This window comes from Kytococcus sp. HMSC28H12 (genome assembly GCF_001816045.1).
Classification (GTDB): Bacteria; Actinomycetota; Actinomycetes; order Actinomycetales; family Dermatophilaceae; genus Kytococcus; species Kytococcus schroeteri.
The window spans coordinates 1078-13776 of the sequence record NZ_KV824610.1 but is presented as its reverse complement, the minus strand read 5'-3'; the positions used below and the strand labels follow the sequence as shown (position 1 = coordinate 13776).

Here is a 12699-nt window from a genome sequence, read left to right as displayed (position 1 = left end):
CGTCACCGGCCGCGCCGTCGGCACCGCCGTCGCCCGCGGCGCCGTCAGCACCACCGTCACCGGCAGCGCCATCGCCGGCAGCACCGTCAGCGCCGCCGTCGCCGAGCAGCTGGGCCGGGTCGAGCTCGTCGTTCTTCGGGGCGTCCGTCATGGTTCCTCCTTCTCGACGGCCCCGCCGGTCGGGGCCAGGTGCCCAGTCTGGTGCAGCACCCCGGCTCCTTCAACAGCGGGGTCCCGCGGCCTGTGGACGGGGTGACGGGTGGTCGCCCCCTGCGCCGCGGACTGTGGGGGACGCGGTGCGGGCCCAGCTCGTCCACGACTTTCCACGCACACGCGGTGGACGGCGTCTGCGCAGGTCAGAGGCCCCTTCACCGGGCGCCCGGGCGTGTTGCCCACCGGCTTCCCCACAGGCTCGTCCACAGCCTGTGGGGAGAGGTAGACCATCGGTCCACACCGGTCTCCACAGACTGTCCACAGGGCCGTTTGGGGCTGTCGGTGGTGGGGCCTACCGTGTGCACGCGCGCGCAGGCCGGGGACCGACGAGGGCGCTTCGAGGAGTGGGAGAGCACATGAGCGATCACGAGTACGAGCCGCCGCCGGACGACGGCCCGGGCATGGACCGGATGCCCCCGCAGGACGTGGACGCCGAGCGTTCCGTGCTGGGCGGCATGCTGCTGAGCAAGGACGCCATCGCCGACGTGCTCGAGGTGGTGCGCGGGGCGGACTACTACCGTCCGGCCCACGAGCTCATCCACGAGGCGATCCTCGACCTGTTCGGCCGGGGCGAGCCGGCCGACGCCATCACCGTGGCCGACGAGCTCACCAAGCGCGGCAACCTGCAGCGCGCCGGCGGGCAGGCCTACCTGCACGAGCTGATGCAGGCGGTGCCCACCGCCGCCAACGCGAGCTACTACGCGGAGATCGTGGCCGAGCGGGCGGTGCTGCGCCGCCTCGTGGAGGCCGGCACCCGCATCGTGCAGATGGGCTACGGCCAGGGCGGGGGTGAGGTCGAGGACGTCGTCAACGCCGCCCAGGCCGAGGTCTACGCCGTCTCGGACAAGCGGGGTGCCGAGGACTACCAGGTCATCGGGGAGATCTTCGACGCGACGGTGGACGAGATCGAGCACGCCTCGGGCAGTGCCGGGGAGATGATCGGGGTGCCCACCGGGTTCGCTGACCTGGACCGGTTGACCAACGGCCTGCACGGCGGGCAGATGATCGTGGTGGCCGCCCGACCGGCCATGGGAAAGTCCACGCTCGGCCTGGACATCTGCCGGTCGGCCAGCATCGAGCACGGCCTGGCGTCGTGCATCTTCTCGCTGGAGATGAGCAAGACCGAGATCGTCATGCGCATGCTCTCGGCCGAGGCGTCCATCCAGCTGCAGAAGCTCCGCAAGGGCGACGTGGACGAGGGTGACTGGGCGAAGATCGCCGAGACCCAGGGGCGGCTCAGCGTGGCCCCGCTGTTCATCGACGACAGCCCCAACCTGTCGCTCATGGAGATCCGGGCCAAGGCGCGGCGCCTCAAGCAGCAGCACAACCTCAAGCTCGTGGTCATCGACTACCTGCAGCTCATGACCTCCGGCAAGAAGGTGGAGAGCCGCCAGCAGGAGGTCTCGGAGTTCTCCCGTGCGCTCAAGCTGCTGGCCAAGGAGCTCGAGGTGCCCGTCATCGCCATCTCGCAGCTGAACCGTGGGCCCGAGCAGCGCACGGACAAGAAGCCGCAGATGAGTGATCTGCGTGAGTCCGGCTGCCTCACGGCTGACACTCGGGTGCTCCGCGCCGACACCGGTGCCGAGGTCACCCTGGGTGAGCTGATGGTGAGTGGTGCCCGGGACGTGCCGGTGTGGGCGCTGGACGACTCGATGCGGTATGTCCGCCGCCACCTCACGCACGTCTTCCCGACGGGCATCAAGCCGGTCTTCCGCCTCACCACCACGTCCGGCAAGACGCTGCGGGCCACCGCGAACCACCCGTTCCGCACCTACCGCGGGTGGACGGCCCTGGAGGAACTCCGCCCTGGTGACCGGCTCGCCGTGCCGCGGCACGTCCCGGCGCCGGAGCAGTGCACCCCGTGGACCGCGGCCGAGGTCGTCATGCTGGCCCACCTCATCGGGGACGGGTCGTTCGTCCGGCGTCAGCCGATTCGGTATGCGAGCGTCGACGAGGCAAATCTCGCGGCCGTGACGGAGGCGGCGCAGCACTTCGGGATCACAGCGGTGCGTGACGACCACGAAGCCGCGCGCTGCACCTCCTTGCGGCTCCCCGCGCCGTACCGCCTGACCCATGGCAAGCGGAACCCCATCGCGGCGTGGCTCGACGAGATGAGCCTGTTCGGTGCGCGGAGCCACGAGAAGTTCGTCCCCGAGGGTGTGTACTCGCTGCCCAAGGAGCAGATCTCCTTGTTCCTGCGCCACCTCTGGGCCACGGACGGGTCGGTGACCGTCACGAGGGGTGGCCGTGGGGGTCGCGTCTACTATGCCTCGACGTCCAGAGAACTTGTGGACGGCGTCTCGCGTCTGCTTCTGCGTTTCGGGATCTCCTCGCGGATCCGCACCACCTCAAAGGGTGACTACCGACCGGGCTACACGCTGGACATCTCCGGGACCAACAGCCAGCGTCGCTTCCTGCAGGAGATCGGCGTCCACGGTCAGCGGGGAGAGGCGGCAACGCAACTCCTGGAGATCCTGCGGGGTCTCACCGCGAACACCAACGTCGACACCGTCCCGCGTGAGGTCTGGGACGACGTGCGGGTAGCCATGCAGGAGAAGGGCATGACCACCCGTGCCTTCCAAGCCGAGCTCGGAACCCAGTACTGCGGATCGGCGCTGTACAAGAGCGCTCCGTCCCGTGAGCGACTGGCCCGCGTGGCTCAGGTACTGGACTCGGCCGAGCTCGACCTCGTGGCGTCCAACGACGTGCTGTGGGACGAGGTGCGATCCGTCGAGTTGGAGGGCGTCGAGCCTGTCTTCGACGCCACCGTGGCCGGAGCGCACAACTTCGTCGCCAACGGCATCGCCGTCCACAACAGCATCGAGCAGGACGCCGACATGGTGATCCTCCTGCACCGCGAGGAGGCCTACGAGAAGGAGTCACCCCGGGCGGGTGAGGCGGATTTCATCGTGGCCAAGCACCGAAACGGCCCGACGGACACCATCACTGTGGCGTTCCAGGGTCACTTCAGCCGGTTCAAGGACATGGCCCAGGGCTTCTGACGGGCAGGCCGCGGGGCCGGGCGGGGGCCATCTGCCCCGCCCGGCCCTGCCGCGGTTCGGTGCGCCTTAGGCGTCCCGCTGGATGCGCCGCGCGAACTTCGCGATGCGGTCCCGCAGGCCCTCGATGCGCAGCTCGGTCCAGAACTCCTTCTCCTCCGGGGTGGCCCGGTCACCGACCTCGCTGACCGTCGGCGCCCGCCGTACGTTGCGCGAGCACGAGAAGTCGGTGCAGGCCAGTACGCCCACGGTGGCGCCGCGGCGCCCGGCGGCGCCGGCCAGCGAGGCCACCACCATCCGGACGTTCTCCGTGGCCTCGATGTCCTGGCACCACACGCAGATGGCCTTGCGGCGCGTGGGTGTGCCGGAAGCGGGTCGCAGCAGGATGGAGGTGACGACGCTGTCCAGATGCAGGACGACGTAGGACCGGTTCGGTCGCTTGGCGTCCGTCCAGCCGAGGTAGTCCAGCGACTCCCAGTCGACGGTGTCGAGCTCGGGGAGGATCGCCTGGGTGGCCTCGCGCCTGGAGGCGTTGACGAAGGACGTGCGGATGTCCTGTTCGGTCACGGGGTGCATGGGGGTCTCTCTTCGTGGCGGTGCGGGGCGCACGCGGGCACGACGGACCCCGAGGGGGTCACCGCCAGCCGTGGGTGCGCAGGGGGATGCGGGGGAAGGTCGCGCGCACCGCGCTGCAGGCCTGCATGGCCGCCTCCTCTCCCGCGCCGTGGCGCGTCACCGTCGATGCCGCCGTGGGCCCGGTCGGCGGTGGGCAAGGTTAGGGAGCGGCCTCCGGCAGGGTCAAACGCCGTCCGGGGCCATGCCCCCCCGCATCGGGCAGGATGGCGCCCATGAAGGTGATGTTCCACGGGTGCCTGCGCACCGTCCCGGGCCACGGCGCCGAACTGCTGGCCATCCTCTCCGAGCAGGGCGGCGCCGAGCCGATGCCGGGCAACCTGCTCTACCTCGTCGCTTCCGACCCGGAGGACCCCGATGCCGTGTGGGTCACCGAGGTGTGGGAGTCGGCCGAGCACCACCAGGCCTCGCTGCAGCTGCCAGCGGTGCGCTCCCGCATCGAGCGCGCGGTGCCGATCCTCGACCCGGAGGGCATGAGCCACCAAGTGCTCACGCCGGTCTCCGGCATCCCGGGCTGACGGAGGCGCTCCTCAGTCGCGGAGCACCTCCGTCAGCTCGCGGGAGCCGGCCGGGTCCAGCACCACGCCCGGGTGCGGCCCGGCGGCCACCAGCGCCTCGCGCACCCCGTCCCCGAGCGGGCTCACCACCAGTACCGCGTTGCCTGCAGTGCGGCGCTCCAGCATCCCGGAGTCGGCCAGGGTCCACACGCCGTCGTGCCCCTCGGTGGTGGCGGCCTCGTCGAGCACCTCCAGCTGGTCGGCCAGGAAGTCCAGCCCGTCCTCGGTGCCGATGTTGGTCATGAGCAACCCCTGGGTATCGAGCAGTTCCAGCAGCTCGAGGTGGAAGTCCGGCCCGGCCAGGTGGGCGCACGCCTCAGTGTCGGTGGGCAGGTCCACCACCACCACGGCGAACTGCTCCCCGGCGGCCACCAGTTGGCCCACGGCATCGCGGGCGTCGCCCACCACCACCTCCAGGTCGGTGCCGGCGGGCAGCGGCAGGGTCTCGGTGACGAACGAGACCAGCTCGCGGTCGATGTCCACCACCACCTGCTCCGACCCGGGCCGCGTGGCCTCCACATAGCGCGGCAGGGTGAGCGCCCCGGCGCCCAGGTGCAGCACCCGCAGCGGCGCACCGGGGTGCGCCACGGCATCGAGCACGTTGGCCATGCGCCGCAGGTACTCGTAGCGCACCTCGAGTGGGTCGGCAGGGTCCACGTGGCTCTGCACGTGCTGCCCCACGAACAGCTCCCAGCCGCTCCCGTGCTCGGCGGGTGCCAGGCGTGCGCGGACCCCGCTGGTGGAGAGCTGCACCGACCGTTCGGCCGGGTGGGGCACGGGGGTGCCGGCGGGGGTCGATGGGGTGGGTGCCGGGTGCTGCGTCACGCCCCCAGTGTGCGTGATGGTCAGGAATCCGTATGGATCCCGGGACAGGTTGTGCCGGGTACTCGGGTGCTGGCTACCTTGGGCCCGTCCCGCCCTGCGCCTCACCCCTCGGAGGAACCGTGTCCGCGCGCACCCGCAGCCCCCGCACCCTGACCCGCCTGGCCGTCGCCGGCCTCGCCGCCACCACTGTGGTGGCGCCCACCACCCTCGCCACCGCCGCCGGCCCCGATGCCGGTGGGTCCACCGCGTCGACCAGCGCGGCCGCCGCCGGTGGGCTCGAGGACGTGCTCTTCGTGGGCAACAACTGGGACGGCACCATCGATGTGGTGGAGGACGAGGGGCAGATGCACCGCCTCGGCCGCATCAACGCCGTGCCGGACTACCACCAGCGCCTCACCGAGATCGCGTTCAACCCCATCCACTGGCCGGTGTTCCTCTACATCCGCCACACCGCGGGCGAGGGCCACGACCAGCTCGTGGACGACGTGTACTCCGCCAAGGACGGCCGCCACGTGGTGGTCTCCCGCCCGAGCTTCCGCGACGTCGTCTCCATCGACACCGTCACCGGCAAGATCGCCTGGCGCTACAAGCTGACCGGCTTCCGTGCCGACCACATGGCCCTCTCGCCCGACGGCTCGCGCGTCGCCGTCTCGGACTCCAGCGCCAACCTGGTGCACGTGCTGGACATGGCCACCGGGAAGGTGCAGGGCAAGGTCAGGACCGGTGACCGCCCGCACGAGAACGTGTTCAGCCCCGACGGCAAGCAGCTGTGGACCATGGCCATCGGCAACGTGGAGAACAAGAGCGACGCCCCGGACCAGCAGCGCAACGACCTGCTCAAGGGCAAGCGCTACATCACCGTCACGGACACCGAGACCTTCCAGCCGGTGCGCACCATCGACATGCGCGACCGCCTGGACGCCGCCGGCCACGCGGAGCTCTCCGACGCCGTGCGACCCATCGCGTTCACGCCGGAGTTCGACAAGGCGTACTTCCAGGTGAGCTACTTCAACGGCTTCCTGGAGTACGACGTGCAGGCCGACCGCATCACCCGCACGAAGGTGCTGCCCGAGAACCCCGCCACCCCCGCCGACCGCAGCACGTGGGTGAACGACTCGCGCCACCACGGCATCACCATGAAGCCCGACGGCAAGCAGCTGTGCGTGGCCGGCACCATGGACGACTACGCCACCGTGGTGGACCGCCAGACGCTGGAGCACGGCCCGCTGGTGCCCACCAGCAAGCCGTACTGGGCCACGGTGAGCAACAACGGGCAGCGCTGCATCGTCTCGGAGTCCGGGGCCGATGCGGTGACCGCCATCGACTTCGCCACCGGCAAGAAGGTGGGCAGCGTGGCCGTGGGCGACCACCCGCAGCGCGTGCGCCAGGGCGTGGTGCCCCAGGGCTGGGCGGGGCCGCAGGCCTGAGCCACGCACGTGGGGTCCGTCCACAGAACCGGTGGGCGGACCCCGCTGCCGTGAGCCCCGGTCAGCGTCCGAAGCCGGCCAGCACGGCCTTGGCGTCGTCGGCCTCGCCGGCGGGGGCGGTCCCCAGGGCGTCGACGGTACGGCGGGCGATCCGCATCGCGCTGGCGGCCGGGGGCGGTGCACCGGCCGGCAGGTCGAGGTCGAGCTGGTGCACGACGAGCTCCACGGCCCACGTGGCCAGGAAGTCCCCGGTGGTGAGCACCAGACCCTGGAAGGACATCCGCCCGTCGGGCAGAGCAGGCGCGTGGTGCTCCCACCCGGCGCACACCTCGTCGAGGTGCTGCAGCGCTTGGCGCGGGCGGGTGTACGCCGATGCCGTGCGGCGCGTCACGAAGATCCCGGGCACGGGGTCGTCGGCCTCCTGCGCGGCGAAGGCGGTCCAGTACGAGGCGGCGTCGGTGTCCGCCGGGGTGTCGGTGTCGGCGCGAGACCCGGCGAGCATCTCCTGCAGCCCCGTGCGCACGTGCACGATGCAGTCGAGGCGCGACCAGCCCTGGGCCCGGCTCGGGGCCAGCAGGGCGAGGTCGTCGAGCGACTCGCACCCGGCCCGGAAGGTGCGGAGGGCCTCGAGGAAGGCGCGGCGCCCCTCCTCGAGCGGGATGCTGAGCGGTCGGGGCATGCCTGCAGCCTGCCACGCAGCCTCGCTGCCTCAGGCCGCGCTCTCCCGGGCGCCGCGCGCCACAAGCGCCGCCAGCGCGCCGATGCCGGCTAGGCCCACGTAGGTCCAGGCCAACCCGTGGTCCAGATGTGCCTGCGCCGCCCCGCCGAGGGCGAGCGTGGCGGCCACGGCGCAGGCCTCGCCCAGCTGGAGGCTCGACCCGACCCGGCCGTGCTCCCGCCGCGGGCTCAGCGCCAGGGCCTGCGAGGAGATCTGCGGGTAGGCCACGCCCATGCCGAGCCCCGCCAGCGCCACCCCCACCGAGACGGGCCACCACGGCCACCCGGTGGCGATCACCACGCCCGTGGCCACGGGGCCGCAGAGCACCAGCAGGGCGGCCGGCACCATCGAGGCGGTGGCGGACCGGCTGTGGCGGCTCTGCCACCAGGCGCCCACCGCCCACCCCACGGCCGAGCCGGCCAGGGCCAGACCGGAGACCACGATGGGGACGCCCCGGTCGCGCTGGAGGAACAGGGGCACGTACGTCTCCGTGGTGTAGGCCGACGCCGCCAGCAGGCTCCGCAACGCCACGAGTCGGGGCACACCGTGGCGGCCCCGCAGCGTCCCGGCGGGGAGCAGGCGCGTCAGGACGGCCAGCACCGCGACGAACGAGAGCCCCAGCGCCAGCAGGCCCCACCCGGCCCGGCTGCCGCCCGCGACGCTCATGGCCAGCACGGCGGCCGATGCGGCGACGGCCCAGCCCCACGGGATCCGGACGTCCTGGTCCCCGGCGGGCCGGGTGTCCCGCCCGTGCAGCCCCACCAGCAGGCCCACCGCCGAGAGCACGGCGACCACCGCCACGCTCCCGTAGACCCACCGCCACCCCAGGTGCTCGGTGAGCAGACCGGACACCACCGGACCCGCCAGCGAGGGAATCACCCAGGCCGCGTTGACCACCCCGAACAGCGCCGGGTGGTGCTCCTGCGGGACGGTGGCCGAGGCGATGGCGTAGACCGTCACCGCGGCCATGCCCACGCCGATCCCCTGCACGAGCCGCCCCAGCACGAAGACGCCGATGTGGCCGGCGAGCGCGCACATCAGCACCCCGGTGACGAACAGGGCGATCGCGGTGAGCAGGGGTGGCCGTGCCCCGACCCGGTCGCACCACGGCCCGGCCAGCACCATGCCCGTCACGGAGGCGATGAGGGTGCCCGAGAAGGCGGCCGAGTACCACGCCGGGGCGGCCAGCGCGTCGACCACCGAGGGCAGGGAGGTGGTGACCGCGTAGGTCTCGAAGGCGATGGTCGCCTCGAGGCCGGCCAGGCCCGCCACCAGCAGGATCCCGACGGTCGCGATCAGCCCGGGGTGTCGTGCGTCCGTGGTGGGCATGGGGACCTCCCTCCAGGTGGCTCGGCGGCGGCGGTTCGGCCGCCGACGGTAGCGGTCCACCGGCAGGGTCCTAAGACCCTGCCGTCCAGATCTCGGTCCGCGACCGATGGTGCGCCCGCGCCGGGTGCGGCACCGTCGAGGCCGTGGCAGGCAACCGCCCGCCGATCCGCACCCCGCGATCGAGAGGACAGGACCATGAACACCCACACCCGCTTCACCACCTCGCTGGCCGGGCTGGCCGCCTGCAGCGCCCTCGTGCTGGGCGCCGGCGCCCCCACCCAGGCCGCCCCGGCACAGGCCCCCGCCGAGCAGGTCGCAGCCGCGGCCCCGAGCCAGCCGGCCGCCACCGCCTCGCCCTTCTCCGTCGACGCCGCTGCCGGCAAGCTGGTGCCCATCCGCCAGGCCAACAGCCAGGTGAGCACCTGGTACGACTGCGGTCCGGTGTCGCTGCTCATGTCGCTGTTCGACCGGGGCGTCACCCCGGAGAAGTGGAGCGGCGACCCGGCCGACCCCACCGAGGCCGTGCGCGACATGCGCGCCACGATGGGGGCCGCACCCACGGGCAACACCAACGTCGAGCAGGTGCGCAACGGCTTCGCCGCCTACGGCTTCGACACCCACTGGGTGGCCACCGCCGACGAGGCCGAGGCCGCCGCCCGGGAGGGCAAGACGGTGATGGTGCTCGGTGACGCCCAGGTGGCCGGCAAGTACTGGCAGGAGGACCTGGCCACCTCCGAGTCGGTCTCGCACTGGGTGGTGCTGGCCGGGTACGACAAGGACTCCGGCAAGTACACCGTGCTCGACCCGCTGTCCGGGCCCGACGCCAACGAGCCGCACTCGGTGGGTGCCGACTGGACCAACCAGTTCCACGACGTGTACGGCTACGGCGCCGTGGTGGTCGACTGACCCCTCACCCCGCCGCGCCGGTTGATCGCGCGTCCCTCCCCGCCGGGCCGCTCCCCTCCACGGACGAGGGGGCGGCCCGGCGCGTGGTCGAGGCTCAGTACGGTGCCCCCGTGGACGGCGAGACGCGCAGCGAGCACGGCACCCAGGCCCTGGACGAGACGACGAGCCGTGCTCTGCGTCGCACTGCCCGGCGGCTCGCCGTGCTCGGACCCGACCGGGCGCGGGACCGGTACCGGTGCGTGCACCACGCCGTGCGCACCCTCACCCCCACGGACGCCCTCGTCATCGCCTTCTTCCACGAGGACCACGTGGTGGTGCCCTTCGTCATCGAGGGCGACCGCCTGGAGGGGCCGGACGTGATGGACTCCCCGCCCGGGTCGGTCACCGAGTGGGTGCGTGACCACCAGCGCTCGTACGTGTTCGGCCAGGACGCGGGGGCCCTGCTGGGGGAGGCCCTCCCGTTCGGCGATGCCGGGGAGCCCACCCGTGACGCCGTGTGCGCCCCCATCCTCTCCCCGGCGCGCGAGGTCCGTGGCGTGCTGGCCGCCCACGCCCTGCGGCCGCGCGTGTTCACCGACCAGCACGTGCGCGTGGTGGAGGCGCTGGCGGTGATGCTGGGCCGCGAGGGCCACGACCTGACCGACCCCCGGGACACCGAGTTGCACCGTGCCTTCCCCGAGCTGGCGCCCGACCCGGGCGACCTCGTGGACCAGCTGCACGACCTCACCGCCCTCGTGGGGCGGATGCGCACCGGGCTGGAGGGGCTCGACGACCTCGGCGGTGCCGGGGTGGCCGAGCGGGTGCGGGAGGTGGTGGGCCTCTGCGAGCTCCTGGAGGCCCGCATGGCCACACTGGCCACCGAGACGCCGCCGGCCCCGCCCGGCCCGCTGTCGCCCCTGACCCCACGCGAGGCCGAGGTGGCCGAGCTGATCGTCTCCGAGCAGCTCACGAACGCGCAGATCGCCGAGCGTCTCGTCATCAGCGAGAAGACGGTGAAGACGCACGTGGGGTCGGTGCTGCGCAAGTGCGGGCAGAGCCAGCGCTCGGGCATCGCGCTGGTGCTGGGCGCGCCCTCCTGACGCGCGCCCCCGTCAGGCGTGCACGTCGACCTCGTGCCCGGCGTGCGCCGGGGGTTCGAACTGCACGGTGGAGTGCGTGATGCCGAAGTCCTCCCGGAGGCACTCCTGCACCCGGTCGAGCAGGCCGGTCATGTGGCCGTCGTGGAAGCAGGACTCGTCGGCCACCACGTGCGCGGTGAGCACCGGGACGCCCGTGGCCACCTGGCTGGCGTGCAGGTCGTGCACCTCGCGGACGTGCGGCAGGTCCTCGATGTGGGCGCGCACCTCGTCCAGGTCCAGGCCGCCGGGCGTGGCCTCCAGGAGCACGCGCAGCACCTGCCGCAGCAGCACCAGCGTGCGCGGCACGATGAGGGCCACGATCACCAGCGAGGCCACGGCGTCGGCGCGCTCCCAACCGGTCCACCGCACCGCGAGGGCCGCGGCGAGCACGGCCACCGACCCGAGTGCGTCGTTGAACACCTCCAGGAAGGCGGCCCGGAGATTCAGGTTGGCCTCCCGGGCCCCGGCGAGCACGAGCAGGCCGATGACGTTGCCCACCAGGCCGACGGCGCCGAACACGAGCATCGCCCCGGGGGCCACGGGCTCAGGCGAGACGAGGTGCTGCACGGCCTCGACCAGCACCACCACGCCCACCACGAGCAGCAGCAGGGCCTGCGCGCCGGCGCCGAGCACCTCCGCGCGCAGCCAGCCCCAGGTGCGCTCCGGGGTGGCGGGGCGGCGGGCCAGCTGGGCGGCCACCAAGGCCATGACCAGGCCGGCGAGGTCGGTGAGCATGTGCCCGGCATCGGCCAGCAGGGCCACCGACCCCGAGACCCAGGCGCCCACCAGCTCGGTCACGAGGACCGTGGCGGTGATGCCCAGGACCACGGCGAGCCGCCCACGGTGGGTACCAGCGCCGTGGGGCAGGTGGTCGTGGTGGTGGCTCATTGCCGGCGATCATAGGGGACCGCGGCGACGCGCCGTCTTCATGCCAAGTCCTGACCGTTCCTTGACCTGATGGGGGTACTCGGCACGCGTGTTGCGCCTACTGTGGCGGCACCCCTCCTCCCCCCTCACGCACAAGGAGCACATGATGCGCGCACGCACCCGCCTCACCGCCCTGGCTGCCGGACTCACCCTGGCCCTGGGCGCCCCGGCCGCCACCGCCGCCACCGCCGACCAGGCCCAGACCGCCACCACCGCCGACCAGGCCCAGCCCGCCGCCAGCGCCTCCGTCGAGCACGGCCCGGCCCCCACCAAGGAGTCCATCGGCGTGGACGGTCCGTACAAGGTGGCCAGCAAGAAGGCCCCGATCGACCTGAAGCGGTCCTTCTACGGCGGCACGATCTACTACCCGGCCGACGCCGGCAAGGGCGAGACCTACGGCACCGTCGTGACCATGCCCGGCTTCCTCGAGCCCGGTGCCGTGATGGACCTGGTGGCCAAGCGTCTGGCCTCCCACGGCTTCGTGGTGATGCGGGCCGAGGCCCTCACGCCGTTCAGCATCCCACTGGTCCGCGCCCAGGCGGTCCTCTCGGCCCAGAAGGTGCTGCACGCCGACGCGGACCTGGCCCCGATCATGGACACCGAGCGCACCGCCCTGGTGGGCCACTCGATGGGTGGTGGCGGGGTCCTGCACGCCGCGGCCATGTCCGAGCAGGACGCTGTCATCCCGATCCACCCCTGGGCCCAGACCATCTTCCCGCTGGTCAAGGAGCCCACCCTGACGATCGGCGGCCTGCTCGACAACGTGGCCCCGATGGTGGAGTACACGCTGCCCATTTACGCCTCGATCGGCTCGGAGACCAAGGGCCTGTTCACCGACCTGGCGGGCACGCACTGGGCGGGTCTGGTGGACAACAAGGTCATCCAGGGCCGCATCCTCAGCTTCGTCAAGCTGCACGTGGACGGTGACACGCGCTACGAGCAGTTCGTGTGCGCCCCGGCCGAGAAGGGCTTCACCTACAAGTCCCCCTGCTGAGCCGCCGGCAACCCCGTCGCGAGGGGCCACCGTCACCCGACGGTGGCCCCTCG

Annotated in this window: 11 protein-coding genes; 6 read left to right on the top strand and 5 right to left on the bottom strand. The window is 72.4% G+C overall.

From position 1 onward, the window contains the following. The first annotated feature begins 149 nt into the window (after positions 1-149). Entirely contained in the window at positions 150-3215 is a 3066-nt protein-coding gene (locus tag HMPREF3099_RS09630) for a replicative DNA helicase (protein WP_371327531.1), read from the top strand. Positions 3216-3281: 66 nt separating this feature from the next. On the opposite strand, the gene HMPREF3099_RS09625 is transcribed toward HMPREF3099_RS09630, so the two are convergent. Then, positions 3282-3788, bottom strand: a complete 507-nt coding sequence (locus HMPREF3099_RS09625) for an FBP domain-containing protein (RefSeq protein ID WP_070705747.1) — start codon at positions 3786-3788, stop codon at positions 3282-3284. 272 nt (positions 3789-4060) lie between these two features. Between HMPREF3099_RS09625 and HMPREF3099_RS09620 the strand changes: the two genes are divergently transcribed. Then, a complete protein-coding gene (locus tag HMPREF3099_RS09620) occupies positions 4061-4363 on the top strand; it encodes an antibiotic biosynthesis monooxygenase family protein (protein WP_202816743.1) in 303 nt (100 codons plus the stop codon). Positions 4364-4375: 12 nt separating this feature from the next. Here HMPREF3099_RS09620 and HMPREF3099_RS09615 read toward each other — a convergent pair whose 3' ends face one another. After that, entirely contained in the window at positions 4376-5227 is an 852-nt protein-coding gene (locus tag HMPREF3099_RS09615; protein WP_237769819.1) for a spermidine synthase, read from the bottom strand. Between the two features lie 119 nt (positions 5228-5346). Here HMPREF3099_RS09615 and HMPREF3099_RS09610 point away from each other — a divergent pair, with 119 nt between their 5' ends. Beyond that, on the top strand, positions 5347-6654 hold the full coding sequence (locus HMPREF3099_RS09610; protein ID WP_202816742.1) for a YncE family protein: 1308 nt from the start codon (positions 5347-5349) through the stop codon (positions 6652-6654). A 61-nt stretch (positions 6655-6715) separates the two neighbouring features. Here HMPREF3099_RS09610 and HMPREF3099_RS09605 read toward each other — a convergent pair whose 3' ends face one another. After that, on the bottom strand, positions 6716-7333 hold the full coding sequence (locus HMPREF3099_RS09605; protein ID WP_070705745.1) for a maleylpyruvate isomerase N-terminal domain-containing protein: 618 nt from the start codon (positions 7331-7333) through the stop codon (positions 6716-6718). A gap of 30 nt (positions 7334-7363) precedes the next feature. Further along, entirely contained in the window at positions 7364-8701 is a 1338-nt protein-coding gene (locus HMPREF3099_RS09600) for an MFS transporter (RefSeq protein ID WP_141762109.1), read from the bottom strand. Between the two features lie 195 nt (positions 8702-8896). On the opposite strand from HMPREF3099_RS09600, the gene HMPREF3099_RS12515 reads away from it, so the two are divergent. Both HMPREF3099_RS12515 and HMPREF3099_RS13280 read left to right on the top strand, forming a co-directional pair. Then, positions 8897-9607 carry a hypothetical protein gene (locus HMPREF3099_RS12515; protein ID WP_070705743.1) on the top strand — a complete coding sequence of 237 codons (711 nt, stop codon included), beginning with the start codon at positions 8897-8899 and terminating at the stop codon, positions 9605-9607. 110 nt (positions 9608-9717) lie between these two features. Then, on the top strand, positions 9718-10686 hold the full coding sequence (locus tag HMPREF3099_RS13280) for a LuxR C-terminal-related transcriptional regulator (protein WP_202816741.1): 969 nt from the start codon (positions 9718-9720) through the stop codon (positions 10684-10686). 12 nt (positions 10687-10698) lie between these two features. On the opposite strand, the gene HMPREF3099_RS09585 is transcribed toward HMPREF3099_RS13280, so the two are convergent. Next, positions 10699-11613, bottom strand: coding sequence for a cation diffusion facilitator family transporter (locus tag HMPREF3099_RS09585; RefSeq protein ID WP_070705741.1), 915 nt, complete (start codon positions 11611-11613; stop codon positions 10699-10701). A 145-nt stretch (positions 11614-11758) separates the two neighbouring features. On the opposite strand from HMPREF3099_RS09585, the gene HMPREF3099_RS13275 reads away from it, so the two are divergent. After that, positions 11759-12646, top strand: coding sequence for a dienelactone hydrolase family protein (locus tag HMPREF3099_RS13275; protein ID WP_070705740.1), 888 nt, complete (start codon positions 11759-11761; stop codon positions 12644-12646). The last annotated feature ends 53 nt before the right edge of the window (positions 12647-12699 follow it).